The following is a 19,166-nucleotide window of genomic DNA, read 5'->3' on the forward strand; positions in this document are numbered from 1 at the left end:
GTCGCGTGTGAACGTTGTCCGTCGAAGCGAGAGCCGACACATCACATGAAGGACAGCCAACGGCGTCAGAGCGGAAACGAGCCAAACTCCCGCCTCAACGAACAACTCCAGTATCACTGAGTGGAAATACATAGTGGGACACGTATTTTCACTCACATGCGGCGAAGCCGCCTAGCAGCAATGCCCGTCGGTCTTGGGGACCTCCGGCGCCAGGTCGAGCATCGGATTGCCGTCGAAGAAGCCCGTGGGCTTGAGGTGCAGACTCACATGACTGACCGGCATGACCGGCCAATCCTCCGGCCGAACCACGTGGTGAGCAGCGATCGTCGGCCAGATCACCAGGTCAGCGCCGTCGATCGAACGATCCTGCGCGGTATAGGCAACAAGCCCGTCATGTCCCGGATTCTGCGCCACGTACTCGCCCGCCGCATATCGTTCACGGTCGGCATACGGAGTCGCCCACAGATGCTTGGTGGCGAAACCACCCCGCCGGGCCTGCTGTGAACCCGGCTGCGCCAGCGGCAACGCGACGGCGCCCGACGGTTCGATCTTGTAGCCGATGTGCCCACCCAGCTTGGTCTTCTTGTCGGCATTGGCGATCAACCACGTTCGCGCCTTCAACGGATCTGCGACGCGTTGCGCCTCGGACTCGGTGGTGAGCTGCCGCTTGGTCTGACGCCACGCGTTGCCGTGCGGGTTCTCCGGCCCGGCAGGCACTGCCTCGGCTTCGAGCTCGTACAGATTGTTGCGTTCACCGTCGACCTTCATGTCCAACCGGACGCTGAAGAAATGCTGGTGGTGCGGACCGTACAGACCGGGAGCGACGAGAGTGCCGAACTCCGGGATCTGGCCGGGCTCGATCGCACCGGTGGAAATGATGCCCGTCAGCTTGATCTCGAACTCGATCGAACCGTCGAGGTACAGGTGCCAGTAGAAGCCGTAGTCGTAGTTGCCGACCGTCGCGAAGAACGACACCACCAGCCGGCGGTTGCGCCGAACCTGGCCGAGGTTGTCGCGGAAATCTGTGTGCTTCCAGCCGATGCTGTAATCCTCCTCGTGCATGCAGATCGCATTCGGCAGCTCGATCGGCTGACCGTCCTGATCGTTGACATACGCATCGAAGTAGTGGATCTCACCGAGGCAATCGCAGCCCAACTGCAACGAATTCGCGAGCACACCCAACCCGTATTCACCCTCGTCGAAGACATTCTTGTTCCACTGACTGTCGCCGGGATCGCCATAGGGGACATACATCTCCGACAGCGACGCGCGATGGATGACAGGACGCTCGGTGCCGCGGTCGACGTAGTTCACCTCGTGCAGCACCAATCCCTCGCGCGGGGTGAAGCCGACGCGTAGCCGCCAGTTGGCCCACTCGACGTAATGGCCGTCGACGGTGAAGGACGGGCCGTCGGGTTGAGTGATGTCGATGGTCTTCATCGGTGCTCGCTGCTGCGTGAACTCGGGCACGTTCCCGGGGCGCTCGTAGAAGCCGGGCAGGTAGTTTCCGGGTGACTGGGGGATGGGCACTACACCGGTATCGGCGACATCGACGACCTCCATTGTGTCCATGTCAACCGTCACCACCAGGTTCTCGACGGGCCGCGCATATCCGTTCTCCTGCGCCTCGCTACGAACGAAAGTCAGTGGCCGCGCGAGGCGTCGACCACCGGGGTTGTCCTCGTCCATGGTGTGGCCGCTGGCCCACTTGTCGACCATCGCGAGGGAAAAGTCGGTGACGCCGCGCTTGATCATCGCTTCTTGCCAGCGTGGGTCGGCCTTGATGACCTCCTCGCACTGGAGGAACTCTTCGAGCGTGATGGGCGGCTGGGCGTCGGCGATCTCGGTGTAGCTGACGACGGAATCGGCGGTGAGCGAAACCACGGCCTCGAACGTGGCCTGGGCGCCGCGGTCCCGGAGCACGATGAATGCCTGACGGTCGGAAAGTGGTTGTTTCAGAGCTTCTTTCGACGGTTCGTGCAGTTCGATGTAGACGAATCGGGCCGAGGACGTGAGGTTCTGTTCGCGTTTCACGATCGCCGACGCCTGCGCGATCTCCAGCGGGCTGAGCGGCTCCAGTGGGTGGGTGGTGACGGTCGCGAACGTGTCGGTCATCGAAGCTCCTGCAATCGGTTGGGAAAAAACTCGGACGGAATTCTGCGGGTACGAAAGAAGACGACGGACCCTGCGAGGAACAACTCCAGCGCGGCGACGGCGGATGCGGCAGACATACTCGGTGTCTGGCTGACGACATGGTGGTGGCCTGAGGGGAAGGCCGAGTGCGCGAGCAACATCCCTGCGCTCGTGACAGCCACCATTACCCACGGCCGGAGTTCGTGGGATCGCCACAGGTCGACGGCGCAGAACACGCACAGCAAAGCCATTGCCGCGAGGATCGCGTCCGAGAAATCGGCGACACCCATGCGCAGATGCAGAACCGCGGAGGTCAACGCCAGCGCAGCAGCGAATCTGCTGATCCACATTGGTGCACTCCCGTCGTCGACTGTGGATTCTGACGCTATGGGTAGACCATTACTGGTTCTCGCAAATCGTGTGAGGGGTGTGTAACTGCGCAGACCCTCGTACTTCTCGAACGTCGAGTCCTCCGAGGTGCGCACGATTGCCCGGCAGAGCCATCGCGACGGAGGCTGCTGATGACAACAATACCGCCGACGGCCAGGCCCAGGACGTTGAAGGCGCTTGGAATGTGCCAGAACACTCAGTGGCCCGCGGCAGGTCCGTTCATCAGACGGACGACTTCAGCGGCGTCGAATTCGTTGGGGACTCCCCATTTCGACTCGTAGCCGTACACCTCACGCAGCGAGGTTGCCGACTCGTGTCCGTAGAGGATGTCGAGATCGTCTGCGGTGATCAAGCCGGGGTGCGCGACACCGCATGCCTCCGAAACCTTCAGTAGGTCGCGTCGCAGGGTGCGCAGGTAGTTGGTTGCACGGTCTGCCTTGTTCAGTGGATCGAGGCCGTGGGCGAGCCATTTGTCCTGTGTGGCAACACCGGCCGGGCACTTGCCCGTATGGCACTTCTGCGCCTGCACGCAGCCGATCGACATCATGACCTCACGTCCGACGTTGACCATGTCGCATCCCAGCGCAAACGCTACGACCGCGTTGTCGGGCAAGCCGAGCTTGCCGGAACCGATGAACGTCACGTGATCGGCGACTCCGCCACGTGCGAACTGCTCGTACACGCGGGCGAAGCCGACGCGGAAGGGTAGCGACACCGACTCGCTGAACAGGAACGGTGCAGCCCCGGTTCCGCCCTCTCCGCCGTCGATGGTCACGAAGTCGACGCCGCGTTCGGTGGTGCTCATCAGGTCGACCAGTTCGGACCAGAAGTCCATGTTGCCGACGGCCGATTTGATGCCGACCGGGACGCCGGTCTCGTCGGCGACCATCTCGACCCAATCCAACATCGAATCGACACTGTCGAACTCGGAGTGCCTCGACGGACTTGCGCAGTCGACCCCCTCGGGGATACCGCGAATTCTCGCGATCTCCGGAGTGACTTTCGTGCCCGGCAGCAACCCGCCGAGTCCTGGTTTTGCACCCTGGCTGAGTTTGATCTCGATGGACTTGATCGGGTTCGCCTCGACCAGATCCTTGAGGCGATGTATGTCGAATCGGCCGCCTTGGTCCCGACACCCGAAGTACGAGGTGCCGATCTGGAGTGTCAGATCGGCGCCGTGCCTGTGGTGCGGCGACAGGCCACCCTCGCCCGTGTTGTGCAGGCACCCCGCAGCCGCGGCACCCCGATTGATGGCCTCGATCGCCGCACCCGACAGCGACCCGAAACTCATCGCCGACACATTGACGACCGACGACGGGCGGAACGCACCCCGCCGCTCACGGTGCCCTCCCAGAACCTTCGCGGCTGGCACGATGTCTCCGGCCCCGATGGGTTGCGCGGTTGCCGGGGAGATGTCAGAGAACGTGCGGTGCTTGATTATCGGGTAGCCCTGCGAGAACTCGGTGTCGTTGTCGGCGCCGAATCCGAAATAGTTGTTCTGCAACTTCGCCGACGAATAGATCCACCGGCGCTGATTGCGACTGAACGGGCGCTCCTCGTCGTTCCCGCTGACGATGTACTGGCGCAGCTCAGGCCCAACTGCCTCGAGTAGGTACCGGGCATGTCCGACGACTGGGAAGTTGCGAAGTATCGCGTGACGCTTCTGTGTCAGGTCGTACGCCGCGAGACCGAGCACTCCCGCGATCGGTGCAGCGGACAGTACTCGAGCCCAGTTCGATGCCATAACCGAACACACTGCACCGACGAGGGTGGAGTGCGAAGTCGGTCAGAAAAACAATGGACGACATTTCGACGACCAACAGACTGCGGTGGGCGACCGATGACTTTTCCGTGCAGTCGGAGTCTGACCTTGCATGAGCACCTTCACAATGAATGTTCCCGGCGCAACCCTCACCTACGACGTCCATGGCGAGTTGTCACCCGATGCGGTACCTCTGGTCTTGGTCGGTTCGCCGATGGACGCCAGCGGGTTCACCACTCTCGCGTCGCAGTTCACCGATCGGACGGTGGTGACCTACGACCCTCGCAACACTGGTCGGAGCAAGCGGGAGGATCCGACGTCAGCCGTGACGACTGCGCAGCACGCAGAGGACCTCCATGCCGTGTTGCAGGCGTTGGGGCCCGTCGACATGTTCGCCTCTAGCGGCGGTGCCGTCAACGCGCTCGCCCTCGTGGCGAAGTACCCGGACGATGTCCGCGTCCTGGTGGCACATGAACCGCCCGCAGGGGGGACGCTTCCGGATCGCGACACGCTGCGGGCGGTGTGTTCGGACATCGTATCCACCTACGATTCCTCGGGCACTGGTCCGGCGATGGCCAAGTTCATCGCATTGGTGATGCACCGAGGCGAACTCGACTCCGGCTACCTCCAGCAACCGGCGCCGGACCCATCAGCGTTCGGGCTCCCGACACAGGACGACGGCACGCGCACCGACCCGTTGATCGCCAATCTACGCGGTGGCGCAGTGGATTTCGTGCCCGATGTCGACGCCCTGAGATCTGCGCCGACGACGATCGTGGTCGCCGTGGGTGAAGAATCGGGTGGGCCGTCCGAAGGTGAGATGGCAGGTCGCGCCGGCTATGCCGTTGCTGCGCTGCTGGGTATCGACGCGACGGTGTTTCCGAGCGGCCACTCCGGCTTTCTCGGAGGCGAGTTCGGTCAGACAGGGAAGCCGGTGGAGTTCGCGGCAAGACTGCGCGAGGTGCTCGCATGACCGGGCGTACCTGATCGGGTGCAGCTGACCGTGGCCAGCGTGGTCAGCTGCACCCGATTCGCTGCATGGAACCGTCCCACGCCGATGAGCGTCAATAGGGACATGCTCGATCAATGGCTGGCGCAGCATGACGGAGTGATCACCCGTGCGCAGGCACGCCACTGTGGCCTGAGCGACGATTCGATCGACCGCCTGGTCCGCTCAGATGCCTGGTGCGTGCACAACCGTGGTGTCTACTTCGTCGCGAACCGGCCGTTCACGACCGATGCCCACATTCGGTGCACAGTGTGGGGCGCAGGGATGAACGCTGTACTGAGCGGCGAGGCCGCGGCAGTCTGGCACAACGTGATTACAGATGTGCCCAGCGTCATCGAAGTCACCGTTCCTCGCGCGGGTCGAAGCCGCGCCGATGGCTGCCGACTCCGGAGACGGGACGTGCACCCCAAAGATGTCGTGCTGCGCCGTGGGCTTCGGGTGACGTCACTCGACCTGACAGTCCTTGAAGCATCCGTCGGTAAAGCGCACATCATGGATCGTGCGTTGCAGCGCCACACGAATCTGGAGGGGTTGCGACGTGCACACGCCCGAAACATGGGCCGAACTGGCGCACCGAAGGCCGAGCGTCTGCTGAAAGCGGCCGAGGGTGGCGCTCGATCAGAGGGCGAGCGCCTGCTGGTTCGTGAACTCCGGGTCCAGAAGATCCGCGGCTGGGTGGTCAACTTCAGGTGGGGCGGCTACGAGATCGACATCGCATTCCCCCACGAGATGGTGGCTGTCGAGATCGACGGATGGGCCTTCCATTCCGACGCGATGCGTTCCAGCGGGACCGGAGCAGGCAAAACGTACTGAGCCAGAGCTGGACGGTCCTCCGCTACACCTGGGCCGACCTCACCGAACGGCCGGAACACGTTGTGGCCGAAATCGTCGCAACAGTCGATCGGATCCGGTGCACCAAGCCGCGCTGACCGCGGTCGTATGCACCCGATTCGATCCCCACCACACTGACGCTCACAGGGGCTCGGTGGTTCGAAGCCTGAACTGTGGCCGCGGAGTAGTCGCAAAGAGCCAGCTACGCGGGCGGATTCTGTTGGTCGAACATGTCGCGTATCTCGCGGGAAATTGCACCGCGGTCGGCGACTGCGTAGCCGTTGTCACGTGCCCAGGCGCGGATAGTTGCGTTGGGTGGGCCTTTCTTCGCCGGTGTCGCAGTGGTCAACGGAACGGAGCCGGCGAGAGCTTCGGAGTCGCCTGCAACCCAGACTGCGGCAGCGGCGAGGTATCTATAGGTCCATTCTTCGGCGAGCTTGCGTGTCTGGGCGAAGACGATCGGCACGGAAGGGTAGCGGACCTGCAACTCCGCGAGCCCGTCTGCTGCGTCCTTCGCGGACACGAACTTCGACGACAACGCCGCCGAGTACTGGTCCTCGATGACCACCGCAGCCCGGGGGAGGGCTGCAAGGTGTGCCATCGCGTAGCGCAGCTTGCCCGAGGTCATGCTCGACAGCAGATCGGCCATCGACTTTCGCTCGACGGATGCCACGATCTTCCCGTCGACAGCGATTGCGTAGTCCCCGCACGGTAGAGCTCGCTTGGTGACGCTTGCACGTTGCTGGGTGAAGCCGTACGCGTACCTTTCGTGCGAGTCGACGATGATGTCGAGCTCGGCGATTCCGGAAGCTTTGGACCGCGATGGCGCGGTCTTGGGTCGCGATTGTGTACGCGTTCGAGGTGACTGCCAGAACACCATGTCGCGGCCGCGGGCGGTGGTGAACACGATCTGGGAGCGATTCTCTCGGGCTCGGGTGGCGATGATGTCGATGGCCGCGCCACGCCGTTCACACACCCGCAGTTCGATGCGTTCGACGATCTCGGGTTCCGCGGGCCATTCGCTGTCCGCGACGGGGTGGCAGTACACGGCGTTGGTACGTGGCCATACGTCGCGCGCCCGCAGCAGCGGTGTCCCTGACAAAGGAATCCGCAGGAGGTAGGGCAGCGAAGAGTCCGGATCGGGATTCTTGGCGATCAGTAGCTCCACCTGGCCGATCTTGCCATGGTGAGAGGCTTGTGCGTCGGAGGCACTACTCGATCAGCGCGCGGATGTCGTCGGCGGTCAGACCGCCATCGAAGGTATTTCCGTTGTCCATGACCCCGGCGATCAGCTTCGCTTTGCGCTCCTTGAGCGCCATCACCTTTTCCTCGATGGTGCCGCGGGAGACGTACCGATTGACGAACACCGTCTTCGTCTGTCCGATTCGATGCGCCCGATCGACCGCTTGCATTTCGGTCGCAGGGTTCCACCAGGGGTCGAGGACGAAGCAGTAGTCGGCTTCGGTGAGGGTCAACCCCACGCCGCCGGCCTTGAGACTGATCAGGAACACCGGCGCATCGCCTTCGCGGAACCTCTCGACTACTGCAGCCCGGTTCCTGGTATTGCCGTCGAGGTATTCGATCTCGATACCCTCGGCGCTCAGGCGGTCTCGCACGCGCCCGAGGTACCGGGTGAACTGACTGAAGACCAACGCACGATGCCCGCCCGCCGCGATCTCTGTCAGTTGCGCGACGAGTTCTTCAGTCTTCGCGCTTGGGATCTTCGCGTGCTTGTCGTCGACGAGCGTGGGGTCCAAACTCAGTTGCCGCAACAGCGTCAGTGATTTCAGGATGGTGAATCGGTTCTTGTCCAGGTTGTCGATCAGCCCCAGAATCTTCTGACGTTCGCGATTGAGTGTGGTGTCGTAGAGCTTCCGATGTCGCGGATGCAGGTCGACCTCGACGGTCTGCTCCTGCTTGGGAGGAAGGTCAGCGACGACGAGTTCCTTGGTGCGGCGCAGCACCAGGGGCTTTATCCGTCGTCGCAGTTGGTCCAGTACCGCTGTGTCACCGCCCTGTTCGATCGGCTTGCGGTAGAGGTCCGTGAACTTCTTCGGTGACGGAAACAGGCCAGGCGCAGCTATCGACAGGAGCGACCACAGCTCCATGACATTGTTCTCCATCGGTGTGCCGGTGATCGCCAGTTTGAACGGTGCGGCCAACCGTCGGGCACATTGGTACGACTTGGCTTGGTGATTCTTGACGTACTGCGCTTCGTCCAGAATGAGACCCGACCAGCCCACCGAATCGAAGTCGTCGAAGTCGAGCCGAAATATCGTGTACGACGTGATCACAATGTCCGCGCCACCCGCGAGCTCGTCGATGGTTGTTCCGCGGCGCAGCACCGTCTCGGCTGCCGTTGCGATTTTGAGTCCAGGAGTGAACCGCTGCGCTTCTCGCGCCCAGTTGTGGACGACGCTGGACGGCGCAACGATAAGAAACGGCGCGGAGATGCCCGACGTCTCCTGCACACGCGTGATCAGTGCAAGCGTCTGGATCGTCTTGCCGAGGCCCATGTCGTCGGCGAGGATTCCGCCGAGGCCATGCTCGTACAGGAAGCTGAGCCACGACAGGCCTTCGCCCTGGTAAGAGCGCAGAGTGGCGTCCAGCCCTGACGGTGCCACCGCTGGTTCGATGCCACCCAGTGCGAGGAGCCCGGACACCTGCGCGCGCCATGCTTTTGCCTGGCGGGTGACGACGCCGAGAGCGGCCAACTCCTCCCATAGCCCGGCCTGGTACCTGGTCAGCCGCAGTGGCCCGTCCGGTGCGTCTTGAAGCGAACGCGCCTCGTCGATCAATTCACGAAGCTTCGTCAACGTGGGCGAATGCAGGTCGAAGTATCGTCCGTCTGGCAGCAGTAGATGCGAATCACCGCAGGCCAGTGCGGTGATCATCGAGGACAGCGGAATTTTGGCCCCGTCCACGGTTACCACGATGCCAAGATCGAACCAGTCGTTGTCATCGCTGACTGCTCGGGTACTCAGTGACACGGCGATCTCGTCGCTGACGTCGGCGAACGAAGGAGGCTCCCCGCTGACGTCGATCTGGAGGTTCTCGATTTCTCGAAGTTGCGGCACTGAGTCCGTCAGATAGTGAGCGGCGGCCATGCCCTGAACGGTGAAGGGCGGCAGAACCGTTTTCGGTACGCGTTCGCCGCCGAGAATTGCGCGCACGGCGTCGAGTATCGCCGTTTCGGCGGAGGTGTCTCGGGTGCCGTCCTCGATCATCGGACGGTCTGCGGGGATCAGGACCTCGGACTCGTCGATTCGGTAGCTCCAATGCGCATCTGTGGTGACGTGGTGCCCTGTTGAGTAGACGACGTTCAAACGAAGTTCTGGTCCGAGAACTACCGGAGGGTGGTAGGACTCGTCCGACGAGACGACGGGCGCACCCAAGCGAAGTGCTGGGAGATACTCGCTGGCGAAGATGGATCGTTCGCTCGTCGGAATGAGCAGGGGAGTTGGAGCAGTTGCGATCGAGTGCAGTGCGGAAGGTAGGGGTGTGTCGAATCGGGCAAGGCCGAACGCTCGCAGCGATACATCCGCGGGCGCATCGGCATCCCAGTGCACGATTCCGGTGCCGTCGGGGCCGAGGAATCCGGCCTGATCCCTGCCGATCGGCGCGTTGCCGATGAAGATACGACCCACCATCGACAGTTCGGTGGAGGGGAGTGCTGTGACGTCGATGTCGAAGCGTGCAGATGGTGAGATCTTGACCTCGCCGAGGCTTTTACGGGAGTTGACCAGCGCTACCCCGTAGTCGACGGCGTCGTCGAGGAGATCCCACAGCAGGCGGCTGGATATCTCCGACAGCTGGATCGACGCTGCTCCCTGGCTGTAGTAGTACGAGTTGTGCCGTCTGGACTTGACGAGTGACAGTGCGTGGATTTCGCGCAGTACAGCTATCTGCTGGGCGGCTTCGGTGCTGTATCCGTTCGGGAGTCGATCCCAGGACAGGCCCGAGGTGACCCAGGCGCCGCGCTCGCTCAACTTCACCGGACGGGCTGACAACCGGAAGTACGGAGGATTGTCGGCGGGAGCCGACAGGGTCAGTTGAATTCCGAACTGTTGTGTTGCAGCTCCGGTGTATAGGGGGTCGACCGGCTTCCTCAACGCCGACAAGGCGTGCGACCAGTGTTGGACCACTGGTGCGGAGGACGCTGGCTGCGCTTTCCTTGATGTGTCGTGAACGGCTTGGAGCAGTACTGCGTAGACGTGTTTGCAGTTGTAGCCGACAGGGCAGGTGCACTCGCCGAAGTCCAGATCAACAGGGCGGCCGTTGTGCATCACCATGTGCAGGCCGGTCTCGTACGGCCACCGCGCGTTGCCGCTGACTGTCGCCATGAGCAGTGCCTCGTCGGTATACCAATTCAGTGCCCCGACGTTGCTCGCTCTGAAGTACTGCTCGCCCTTGGCTACAGTCGACGAGCCGAGGCGGCTCCGGATAGCCAGCAGGTTGATCCGGTCCATGGGCGGCAGGTCGTGTGTCGACGGCATGCGGACATGGTAGGGCGGGGGACCGACAGGGTCCGATCGGCGAATGGAGCCTCCGACGCCGCTGTAGCCGACTCCGACGCGGATGGAACCGCTGAGTCCCAGATTGCGTCTAATCTATCGATCGAGGTAATCGAGGGGGTCGGGTGCGCAAGGCGTTGGCGATGGTGGTTGCCGGGGTGGTTCTGCTGGTGGGGTGCGGCGGCGACGTGGAGGGCACTGCCGTCGCGCGTGAGCGGTGGGATCCGTGCAGTATTCCGGACGAAGCGATCGAGGCGACGGGGTTGGATCCGACCTATCGAGACGTGGGATGGGACGAGGGCATCGTCGTCGACGATTGGGCTTTGTGTACGTACCGTGCACCGGCGGAACGTCAGTCCTATTTCCTAAGCGTGTTTTCCTCCAATGAACATGAGGTTAGCGACGCGAGGGATGACAAAAGAAGACTGAACGGACGTGACTTGCAAATCGGTGACCGCGATGCCTTTCAGTACGAGAGCGGCGTTTCCGACGCGGTCCAAGACTGCAACATCTTTGTGGCTGTGCCTACCGGAGTCGTATGGTTCGCAGTCGACTTCGCAGGCGGAATCGAACCGCGATCAGACCCATGCGGGATCGTGCGGACTCATGCCACGGATCTGGAACACCTATTGCCGCCCCTTCCCAGGTAAGGAAATGCAATGAGCGAATCAACAACGTATTGGCAGTCTCTCGCGGATGCGGCAGATCAGGGGCATCTTTTTCTCAACGAGGCTGCTGCCAAAGCTTGTAGCGAAGCATGCAGTGTATACATCGACAAACTCATCGAGCATCAGAAGACAGCGAGGACGCTGGCCGACATAGACGGTTTCGGTGACTTCGATTCAGGCCAGGAGTTGCGTGACCTCTTTGCCGCCAAGGCGGTGGGAGGCGAGGACAACATGGTCGATGTGCTGCAGAGTCACATCGACGTGGTGAGGGAGATGCAGGTCGTCTTCAAGAAGTTCTTCGACAGTACGGACGCTGGCGACGAGGACAACGCCGCCGATATCGCGGCGCGGGGTCCCAAGTAGCTCTGACCCCGAGTCGACAACGACGAAATGGTGTCGAGCGATGACGATTTCGTTTTCTACGACGCTCCAGAAGCCTCGGATGGCGCAGTGCCGATGACTATCGACGGGGACAGCGAGCAAGGGGTGTGAGTCGACCATCGCGACTGCCGTGCTCGACGCCGGGACCACCGAGAGATCGATCGGTCAGGGTTACGACGACGGTCTCGCCGAACTCGCCGTGAGGTATGGCGTCGAGGGCGACGACTGAGGAGTGCAAGCTGCTGGCTTTTGCGAATGTAGCCCGAAACGGAACCTTTGCGCGGCAGCCAGCGTCCAACTTGGTAGTGCGGTCGGCATGATCGCGTCGGGGAAGGGCTCGATGAAGATTCCGGCAGATTTTCCGCCAGTGCTCTATTTGCCATGCGTAGACGAGACAGTGGTGGCGCAGGACGCACGGGTGCAGTTGCGGACCACTCGCGACGGGCGGTCGGCGCTGCTCGTCTACTCCGCACTTGATCGACTTCACGCCTGTATGGGTGAGACCCATCCGTGGATGGTGGTAGCGACGGAGAGTTTGACTCTGTTCTGGGAGGAGTCGCCGTTCGATCTCGTCTTGCTGGATGTGGTGGTTCCGGAGCACGAACGTACGGCGAGCCGATGAGTCTCTTCGTTGAGCCGGACGTTCTGTGGGCCGAAGCGCGGGCCCTTGCCGCTGCTTCGAACCGCGCCGACGAGCTGGCGGGATCGGTGCCGTCGAGCGTGGACGGAGGGGTCGGCACGGCGGCGATACTCGGAATCCTGTCGGTATTCGCCGAGTCCGGCGGTGAACTGGTGTCAGGGTTGCGCGGAATGAGTGATGTGCTGATCGAATGCGCAGATCGGTATGCCGATCAAGACATCGCGACTGCAGATTCGATCAACAACTCGGTGTGGGTGGAGTAAGCAATGAGCATCGACACATCCGTCGAGGGGAATCCTGAATCGGTGCGCGCCAGTGCACGATGGCTACGCGAATCATTTGCTGCGACGATCGAACAGGCAACTGATGCAATATATTCAGCGCGAAACAATGTGGACGCTGCCTGGGACGGGCCGGCGTCTCAGGCCGCAGTAGGCAAGCTGACCAACGGTGCTGAGCGCGCCGACGAGATGGCTCTGGCGGCACGAGAGTTCGCCCGCGCAGTCGATGATTTCGCCGCGGGGCTGCAGCAAGCGCAGAACGACATGGCCGATGTGCGCGCCGACGCGTCAGCCGCCGGTCTGACGCTCATCGACAACATCATCCAGGATCCTGGGTCGCAATCGGAGGCACGGGTCTCCGCGTACAACGCCATCCAGCACGCAGTCGCAGCGAATCTGCAGACCCAAGTGCTCGTCGGCGAAACGTTGAAGAACGTGTGGGCGACGATCCGGGACAAGTGGTTCTTCCTTGTTGCTGACCTCTTGAGTGGGGCTGGGAAGGCTCTGGCCCTGAAGCACTCGTCGCTGATGACAGGGCACGCCGCATTCTTGGCGCGCGAGTCCACCCGGTATCTGGATCTAGCACGGTCTGCCCCGCCCGGAACGCCGGCCTCACAGATCTACCGTGACTTCGACTGGGCGCGAACAACGGCGCAAAACGCAGAAGACTTGCTCGATACCGCGAAGAAAGTCGAATCGAACGCCGGGCGAATCGCAGGACGACTGAACGGTGGTCTCGCGGTAGCTGGGATTGCCTACGACATCCACAACGGCAAGCCGGTAGACAGGGCAATTGTGTCGGGTGGCCTGGGGTTCGGTGCGTCGGTCCTGGCTGGGGCGGCGATCGGCTCCCTCATCCCAATCCCGGGGGTTGGCACCCTAGTTGGCGCGGGGGGCGGCGCAGTTGTCGGAATCTTCACCTCAGGAGCTGTTGACACCCTTTACACAGAAGGGTTGGGTAGCGCCGGAGACGCGATCGGCGATGGTGCGGCCGCGGTAGCCGATACGGGTGCGGCGATTGGCGAACTGGCGACGGGGGTGTGGGATGCGATCTTCTGACCTGTGGCGTATCGGCAGTCCCACCTATGAGCTGTCCAAGAGGGGCTTGATCTTCCTCACCGTAGTTGCCGGCACGATGGTGTTTCTTTCCATTTTCGTTTTGGTTGGAGCCCTCATGCTCGGCAACTGGGCGTTCGTCGCATCCGTGTGCGGCTTCGCCGGGATGTGGATCACAGCGTGCATGTTCAGGTGGAGTTTTCTGCCGTCGACCACGGTAGGGGAGTCCGTACGCCGCTGCGTCGACCGGTCTACTGTGCGTCAGAACAAGTGGACCCTGGTTCTACTGTGCACCGCGGTCGTGTCGGTCGTCATCATGGCTACAGGGTTTGCGGTCGCCGTGGGCGGCTACGTCTACCACGCTCTCGGGGTAGGGACACTGTTCGTAGTCGGCTTCTTGTTCCCGGTGGCCACAGGCGCAACACGAAATGGATGGGTCTCGCTGAGCCACGAGGGTATCCGTTTCCGCGGGTGGTCCTGCGAGGCAGAGGTGCCATGGAGTGGCGTCGTCGCAGTCTCGTTGCCTCCGGCGAACGATCCAAAGGTCTTCATCAGCGTCAACACCGACATGCTCCACCGGCGCAACACGACCAATTTCGTGTGGCAGCTCGAATCGTTGAACACCGCACCCACAATCGGACTCGACTGCCGGCGCTTCGATGTCCACCCGATGGTCCTGGCGCAGTGGATACGGTTCTACATCGACTATCCGGCGGCCAGGGTCGAACTCGGGACCGAGGCCGCCGCGGAACGATTGGTGAATATCCGCCCGTGAAGCCGGCAGTTCAGCCCTCACACCAGCTCGATGACGTTCAGCCCTCCGTCGGCGTGTGAGCTGCGCAGACGCTTCTTGTCGTACTTCCCGACGCTGGTCTTGGGAACCTCGTCGATGAAGGTCCAACGCTCGGGGAGCTGCCAGTGGGCGACGCGTCCGACCAGGAACTCGCGTAGTTCATCCGCCGATACCTCGGCGCCGTCCTTCGCCACGACGGCGACCAGGGGTCGCTCGTCCCACTTCTGATCCGGCACACCGATGACAGCGGCTTCGCGTACATCAGGGTGCGCCATCACGTGGTTCTCCAGTTCGACCGAGGAGATCCACTCGCCACCGGACTTGATGATGTCCTTGGACCTGTCGGTGAGCTTCAGGTATCCGCCGGGGGAGATGGTGCCGACGTCACCGGTCCGCAGCCAACCGTCGTCGAACTTGTCCGATGCGTCGTCGCGGTAGTAACTTCCGGTGATCCAGGGACCACGTACCTCGAGTTCGCCGACGTGCTCGCCGTCCCACGGCAGTTCCTTACCTGCATCGTCGACGATTCGGGCGCGCACTGCGGCGACGAATCGTCCCTGCGTGCAACGGAGGTCGAACTCGTCCTCGGGGGAGAGTCCGGCGTCGGGACGCCCCGAGGTGCCCAGCGGGGATGTCTCGGTCATCCCCCACGCCTGGGTGATGTGCACGCCGTACTCCTCGTGGAAGGCGCGCATCAGACTCGGTGGGCATGCGCTCCCGCCTACGACCACGTCGCGCAGGCACGACAAGTCGACTGGATGCTCGGCGAGATGTGCGTGCAGTGCCTGCCAGATGGTCGGAACCGCAGCCGCAGCCGTCGGGCGCAGCGTCTCGATCATTTTCGCCAGAGGTGCCGGCTGTAAGTATTTGTCCGGCATGATGATCGACGCGCCGACCATCAGGGCCGCGTACGGCAGACCCCATGACATCGCATGAAACATCGGCACGATGGCGAGGACTTTGTCGGACTGGGCGATGGCCATGGCGTCCGTCATGCACGCCTGCATCGAGTGCAGCCAGATGGAGCGGTGCGAGTACACGACGCCCTTCGGGTCGCCCGTCGTACCGGAGGTGTAACACATTGCTGCAGCGGATGTTTCGTCGAGTTCGGGCCAGTCGAACTCCTCGGGGTTGCCCGCCAGGAGGTCCTCGTAACCCAGAACCTGGATGCCGTCCGGCGCCTGCACATCCAACAGATCGGCGCCGACGACGATCAGGTGCCGGACGGTCGTCATCGTCGGTAGCAGCGGCGTGAGGAGGGGGAGCAGGCTCGCGTCGGCGATGATCACGCGATCCTCGGCGTGCTCGGCGATATAGGTCAACTGCTCCGGAAACAGGCGGATGTTGAGTGTGTGCAGTACAGCGCCCATCGCGGGCACCGCCATGTACGCCTCCATGTGCGCCGAGTTGTTCCACATGAACGTCGCGACGCGCTGATCGTCGTCGATTCCGATGGATCGGAGCCCGTGTGCGAGTTGGGCGGCCCGCTTGCCCAGTTCACCGAAGGTCACCGTCGTCGGGCCGTTGTCGCCCCAGGTGATGATCTCGGCCGACGAATGAATGGACGTCCCGAACCGAACGAGCTGGCCGATCGACATCGGGGTGTCTTGCATGGTGCTTTTCATGTGTGTGCCACTCCTCGGGTCCGATCATTGCATGTGCCGTGCATCACATTAGCCACACTACGGAATTCTGTTTCACAGAACACTCACAGAGCACTCACAATGCGTCCCCGTAGGGTTCCCGCTCGTGAGAAGTGTGGGAGGCAAGCTTGTACGTCTCGTCGGTGCCGGTGTTGCGCTCGTGCTGGCCGTCGTGCTCGGCTCGGCCGGCTGGGTGGCGTACGAATCGTACGGTCGGGTCCATGAGGTCGCCGACGCACCGGACGCTCCGGTCGTGCTCGTCCTGGGATCGCAGGTTCGCGACGGCAAGCCGATGAAGTACCTGACCGGACGGCTCGACGCAGCAGTCGACCTGGTCGAATCGGGGCGGGCGCAGGCCATTTTGGTATCCGGTGACGCTAACGGGGCATCCGGCAACGAAATTGCCGCCATGACTGACTATCTCGTCGACGCGGGCATCGACAGCAGCATCATCGTCGGAGACGATTATGGACTCGACACCTACGATTCCTGTGTGCGAGCGGCCGAAACATTCGGCGTCACCGATGCACTGGTGGTCAGTCAAGGGTTGCACGTCTCGCGTGCGGTCGCCCTGTGCCGGGACGCGGGCATCGACGCCCACGGAGTCGACGCCGAGTGCGACTGTAACCCGATGGCTCTGGCGCGCAACTTCGGACGCGAATGGCTCGCCCGGCCCAAGGTGGTTCTGGACCTCATGTCCGGACGACCGCCTGCCGTCCAGACACCGCCCGACGACGCGCTCATCGCCGTCGGCTGAGCAATTGTCGGACAGAATCACTTGGCTCCTGGGTGACCGAATGCGCCCGGCTCCTGGGTGACCGAATGCGCCATTCGCACACTCTGAGTGACCGGGTGCGCCATTCGCTGCGGCGAAAGTGACCGAAGGTGACATTCGCTCCGGTTCGAGCCGGGCTCTGCACGGGCCGGCAATGTCGCATTTATGATCGTGGCAATGACTGACGACGGTGTATCCCTGACGATCAAGATCACGCTCGACGACGTGACGCCGCAGGTCTGGCGGCTCGTCGAAGTGCCGTCGGACATGTTGTTGCCCGAGCTCCACGACGTCATTCAGGACGTCATGGGCTGGGAGAATCGGCATCTCCATATGTTCTTCGCCGGTGAGCAGTCATTTGGTGACGGACAGCGATATGAGATGCGTTTCTCACTCGATGAAGACGACGACGGCACCGGACTGTGTGAGGACGACTTTCGCGTCGGGGATTTGCTCAGCGAGGTTGGGGACAGCCTCGGCTACGAGTACGACTTCGGGGACAGTTGGGGCCACCGACTGATTGTCGACGGGTTTGGGCAGGGCGCTACCTCCGCAATCTGCCTGGGTGGCGAGGGGGCTTGCCCACCCGAGGATTGTGGCGGGGCGCACGGCTACGGTGAGGTACGCGCGGCCATGGTCGATGTGAATCACCCTGAGCATCTGGATATCGTCGGATGGCTCGGCGACCGCGACCTCGACCGGTTCTCTGTGGCCGAGGCGAACGAGAGGATCGACGCCAGGCGAGCGCTGACTCGACTGGAGTTCACGGTACGAGACCGCGCTCCTATGCTCGCGGCGTTGTTCGAGCGGGCACCGCTGAACTATCACGTCCAGCTAGGAAAAATGCTTGCCCGCGTAGATTTCGACAACGCCGATATCGACCCCGTTGTCGCTTCGGTGGCTATGGAGAAACTGATGTGGTTTCTCACTCGCATCGGCGAGGACGGAGTGAAGCTCACGGCTGCAGGTTACCTGCCGCCGAAAGAGGTGGCCGCGATCAGGAATGAGCTCGAATGGGCTCGCGAGTGGATGGGGAACTCGAACCGCGAGGTCGACCAGCAACCCGTTCACTGGCTTCGTCACGCCGTCAAGCAACTCGGTCTGGTCAAGGTGCTGAAGGGACGACTGCTTCTGACGCGCGATGGAAAGAAGCTCGTCGACGATCCCGTCGGTTTGTGGAAGCGGGCGGCGTCGAGAATGCCAACAGGCGCTCAGGACTATGAGCTCGACGCCGGGCTTCTCCTGCTCGCGTCCGTGGCTGCGGGGGGCGATCAGAGCGATCGGAATCCGATGATGTTCGAGTCGATGCAGCTGATCGGGTGGAACGTGCCCCCGCGCGAAGCCGAGTTCATGCAGTACCTGGCTCGCCCGACCCTGGACTTCCTCGTGCTCATCGGGGCGATCCCGTCGTCGATAGGCCGAGAAGGACACGGCCCCGAGTGGGGCCGCGTGTTCGCCACGCAGTGTCTCCTCCCTGATCAGTCCTTGTAGTACACCACCTGGTGGCTGGTGGCCAGGAGTGATTCGTCGCTGCCCCAAAGCTCGGCCGACTGGTCGAAGTAGCCCCGGTTGAAGCGACGCGAGTGAGCGTGAGCGAGCACGTAGGAGTCGGCCTGCTTCGCGAGGTCCTCGGAGGTGGCGAAATAGTGGATGGTCAGCGAAATGGTGCCCGCGGGAACATATTTGCCGCGGCGCTGAAAGATGCGTGGGTAGAAGATGTCGCACATCGATGTGAGGGATGCGAAATCGAGTGCTCGTGACGGAAAGTCGCGCACCCACAGTGAAATGGTGGAGTCGGCGGACTCCTCCTCGTTCAATGCCCCAGCAGTGAAACGCATCTCGTAGTTGCGGGCCCAGGCGATGAAGTCCGGGAATCCGCCGGCCTTGACCTCGGACGGAGCAGGGACCGAAGGTGGTGAGGCCTCCGCGTCGTTCCAGGTCTCGCGACGCGTTCCGAATACCGCGGTGGCGGTAGTCGCGACCACACCGTCCTGGCTGAGTTCGAGATACCAGTGCTGGTTGCTGCGATTGGTGCGCACCGCGCGCGTGGAGATTTCGAACTCACCCTCGGTGACCGGGCCGGCGAAGTTGATCGTCAGCGACACCGGATCGCCCAGATGGTCCGGGTGCCGCTCGATCGCCCGCAAGAACGTCGCCGCCGTGAGCCCGCCGAACGGGCCGACCATGTTGTTGTACGGGGCCGAGGTGCGGCCCAGGTAGAGGCCCGGGCTCAAGGTCTCGAGCTCGAGCGCGTCGTCGAAGGGGTGTCGCGCTGTGGTGTCGGTCATTG

The 19,166-nt window shown here is 62.6% G+C and carries 17 protein-coding genes; 10 read left to right on the forward strand and 7 right to left on the reverse strand.

Annotated elements, in window-relative coordinates; genetic code table 11:
- Positions 1-171: 171 nt before the first annotated feature.
- The 3 genes from KVY23_RS22450 to KVY23_RS22460 form a co-directional block, all read right to left on the reverse strand.
- A complete protein-coding gene (locus KVY23_RS22450; protein WP_230558242.1) occupies positions 172-2,115 on the reverse strand; it encodes a primary-amine oxidase in 1,944 nt (647 codons plus the stop codon).
- Positions 2,112-2,483, reverse strand: a complete 372-nt coding sequence (locus KVY23_RS22455) for a hypothetical protein (protein WP_230558243.1) — start codon at positions 2,481-2,483, stop codon at positions 2,112-2,114. Before KVY23_RS22455 ends, KVY23_RS22450 begins: the two co-directional genes overlap by 4 nt.
- Before the next feature lie 236 nt (positions 2,484-2,719).
- Positions 2,720-4,267: an FMN-binding glutamate synthase family protein gene (locus KVY23_RS22460; RefSeq protein WP_230558244.1), complete on the reverse strand. Its 1,548-nt coding sequence runs from the start codon at positions 4,265-4,267 to the stop codon at positions 2,720-2,722.
- A 130-nt stretch (positions 4,268-4,397) separates the two neighbouring features.
- Between KVY23_RS22460 and KVY23_RS22465 the strand changes: the two genes are divergently transcribed.
- Both KVY23_RS22465 and KVY23_RS22470 read left to right on the forward strand, forming a co-directional pair.
- Positions 4,398-5,258 (forward strand): alpha/beta fold hydrolase, encoded by an 861-nt coding sequence (locus tag KVY23_RS22465; protein ID WP_230558245.1) that lies wholly within the window; start codon positions 4,398-4,400, stop codon positions 5,256-5,258.
- A gap of 84 nt (positions 5,259-5,342) precedes the next feature.
- Positions 5,343-6,107 (forward strand): type IV toxin-antitoxin system AbiEi family antitoxin domain-containing protein, encoded by a 765-nt coding sequence (locus KVY23_RS22470; RefSeq protein ID WP_308071113.1) that lies wholly within the window; start codon positions 5,343-5,345, stop codon positions 6,105-6,107.
- Between the two features lie 220 nt (positions 6,108-6,327).
- On the opposite strand, the gene KVY23_RS22475 is transcribed toward KVY23_RS22470, so the two are convergent.
- Both KVY23_RS22475 and KVY23_RS22480 read right to left on the reverse strand, forming a co-directional pair.
- Positions 6,328-7,293, reverse strand: coding sequence for a histone-like nucleoid-structuring protein Lsr2 (locus KVY23_RS22475; RefSeq protein ID WP_230558246.1), 966 nt, complete (start codon positions 7,291-7,293; stop codon positions 6,328-6,330).
- 43 nt (positions 7,294-7,336) lie between these two features.
- A complete protein-coding gene (locus KVY23_RS22480; protein WP_230558247.1) occupies positions 7,337-10,621 on the reverse strand; it encodes a DEAD/DEAH box helicase in 3,285 nt (1,094 codons plus the stop codon).
- Between the two features lie 161 nt (positions 10,622-10,782).
- On the opposite strand from KVY23_RS22480, the gene KVY23_RS22485 reads away from it, so the two are divergent.
- The 6 genes from KVY23_RS22485 to KVY23_RS22515 all read left to right on the forward strand — a co-directional run bounded on the left by KVY23_RS22485 (position 10,783) and on the right by KVY23_RS22515 (position 14,440).
- Positions 10,783-11,289 carry a DUF3558 domain-containing protein gene (locus KVY23_RS22485; protein ID WP_230558278.1) on the forward strand — a complete coding sequence of 169 codons (507 nt, stop codon included), beginning with the start codon at positions 10,783-10,785 and terminating at the stop codon, positions 11,287-11,289.
- A gap of 9 nt (positions 11,290-11,298) precedes the next feature.
- On the forward strand, positions 11,299-11,670 hold the full coding sequence (locus KVY23_RS22490; RefSeq protein WP_230558248.1) for a hypothetical protein: 372 nt from the start codon (positions 11,299-11,301) through the stop codon (positions 11,668-11,670).
- 358 nt (positions 11,671-12,028) lie between these two features.
- Positions 12,029-12,310 (forward strand): SAV_915 family protein, encoded by a 282-nt coding sequence (locus tag KVY23_RS22500; RefSeq protein ID WP_230558249.1) that lies wholly within the window; start codon positions 12,029-12,031, stop codon positions 12,308-12,310.
- Complete coding sequence (locus KVY23_RS22505; RefSeq protein WP_230558250.1) at positions 12,307-12,591, forward strand: hypothetical protein; 285 nt, start codon at positions 12,307-12,309, stop codon at positions 12,589-12,591. Before KVY23_RS22500 ends, KVY23_RS22505 begins: the two co-directional genes overlap by 4 nt.
- A gap of 3 nt (positions 12,592-12,594) precedes the next feature.
- Positions 12,595-13,668: a hypothetical protein gene (locus tag KVY23_RS22510; protein WP_230558251.1), complete on the forward strand. Its 1,074-nt coding sequence runs from the start codon at positions 12,595-12,597 to the stop codon at positions 13,666-13,668.
- On the forward strand, positions 13,655-14,440 hold the full coding sequence (locus tag KVY23_RS22515) for a hypothetical protein (RefSeq protein ID WP_230558252.1): 786 nt from the start codon (positions 13,655-13,657) through the stop codon (positions 14,438-14,440). Before KVY23_RS22510 ends, KVY23_RS22515 begins: the two co-directional genes overlap by 14 nt.
- Positions 14,441-14,457: 17 nt before the next feature.
- On the opposite strand, the gene KVY23_RS22520 is transcribed toward KVY23_RS22515, so the two are convergent.
- A complete protein-coding gene (locus KVY23_RS22520) occupies positions 14,458-16,083 on the reverse strand; it encodes a long-chain fatty acid--CoA ligase (RefSeq protein ID WP_230558253.1) in 1,626 nt (541 codons plus the stop codon).
- A 124-nt stretch (positions 16,084-16,207) separates the two neighbouring features.
- On the opposite strand from KVY23_RS22520, the gene KVY23_RS22525 reads away from it, so the two are divergent.
- Together KVY23_RS22525 and KVY23_RS22530 are read left to right on the forward strand one after the other, a co-directional pair.
- Positions 16,208-16,858, forward strand: coding sequence for a vancomycin high temperature exclusion protein (locus KVY23_RS22525; protein WP_374108758.1), 651 nt, complete (start codon positions 16,208-16,210; stop codon positions 16,856-16,858).
- A 195-nt stretch (positions 16,859-17,053) separates the two neighbouring features.
- Positions 17,054-18,367 (forward strand): plasmid pRiA4b ORF-3 family protein, encoded by a 1,314-nt coding sequence (locus KVY23_RS22530; protein ID WP_230558254.1) that lies wholly within the window; start codon positions 17,054-17,056, stop codon positions 18,365-18,367.
- Here KVY23_RS22530 and KVY23_RS22535 read toward each other — a convergent pair.
- Positions 18,355-19,164, reverse strand: a complete 810-nt coding sequence (locus tag KVY23_RS22535; protein WP_230558255.1) for an acyl-CoA thioesterase II — start codon at positions 19,162-19,164, stop codon at positions 18,355-18,357. The two genes, KVY23_RS22530 and KVY23_RS22535, sit on opposite strands and share 13 nt — an antisense overlap.
- Positions 19,165-19,166: the final 2 nt, after the last annotated feature.

This window comes from Rhodococcus sp. I2R, from assembly GCF_020889545.1.
Classification (GTDB): Bacteria; Actinomycetota; Actinomycetes; order Mycobacteriales; family Mycobacteriaceae; genus Rhodococcoides.

Excerpts from the sequence above, each read along its gene's own strand:
- KVY23_RS22485 (WP_230558278.1), top strand. The coding sequence starts at position 10,783 with ATGGTGGTTGCCGGGGTGGTTCTGCTGGTGGGGTGCGGCGGCGACGTG.
- KVY23_RS22450 (WP_230558242.1), bottom strand. The coding sequence starts at position 2,115 with ATGACCGACACGTTCGCGACCGTCACCACCCACCCACTGGAGCCGCTC.
- KVY23_RS22510 (WP_230558251.1), top strand. The coding sequence starts at position 12,595 with ATGAGCATCGACACATCCGTCGAGGGGAATCCTGAATCGGTGCGCGCC.
- KVY23_RS22530 (WP_230558254.1), top strand. The coding sequence starts at position 17,054 with ATGACTGACGACGGTGTATCCCTGACGATCAAGATCACGCTCGACGAC.
- KVY23_RS22520 (WP_230558253.1), bottom strand. The coding sequence starts at position 16,083 with ATGAAAAGCACCATGCAAGACACCCCGATGTCGATCGGCCAGCTCGTT.
- KVY23_RS22470 (WP_308071113.1), top strand. The coding sequence starts at position 5,343 with ATGAGCGTCAATAGGGACATGCTCGATCAATGGCTGGCGCAGCATGAC.
- KVY23_RS22505 (WP_230558250.1), top strand. The coding sequence starts at position 12,307 with ATGAGTCTCTTCGTTGAGCCGGACGTTCTGTGGGCCGAAGCGCGGGCC.
- KVY23_RS22460 (WP_230558244.1), bottom strand. The coding sequence starts at position 4,267 with ATGGCATCGAACTGGGCTCGAGTACTGTCCGCTGCACCGATCGCGGGA.
- KVY23_RS22535 (WP_230558255.1), bottom strand. The coding sequence starts at position 19,164 with ATGACCGACACCACAGCGCGACACCCCTTCGACGACGCGCTCGAGCTC.
- KVY23_RS22480 (WP_230558247.1), bottom strand. The coding sequence starts at position 10,621 with ATGCCGTCGACACACGACCTGCCGCCCATGGACCGGATCAACCTGCTG.
- KVY23_RS22490 (WP_230558248.1), top strand. The coding sequence starts at position 11,299 with ATGAGCGAATCAACAACGTATTGGCAGTCTCTCGCGGATGCGGCAGAT.
- KVY23_RS22465 (WP_230558245.1), top strand. The coding sequence starts at position 4,398 with ATGAGCACCTTCACAATGAATGTTCCCGGCGCAACCCTCACCTACGAC.
- KVY23_RS22455 (WP_230558243.1), bottom strand. The coding sequence starts at position 2,483 with ATGTGGATCAGCAGATTCGCTGCTGCGCTGGCGTTGACCTCCGCGGTT.
- KVY23_RS22500 (WP_230558249.1), top strand. The coding sequence starts at position 12,029 with ATGAAGATTCCGGCAGATTTTCCGCCAGTGCTCTATTTGCCATGCGTA.
- KVY23_RS22515 (WP_230558252.1), top strand. The coding sequence starts at position 13,655 with ATGCGATCTTCTGACCTGTGGCGTATCGGCAGTCCCACCTATGAGCTG.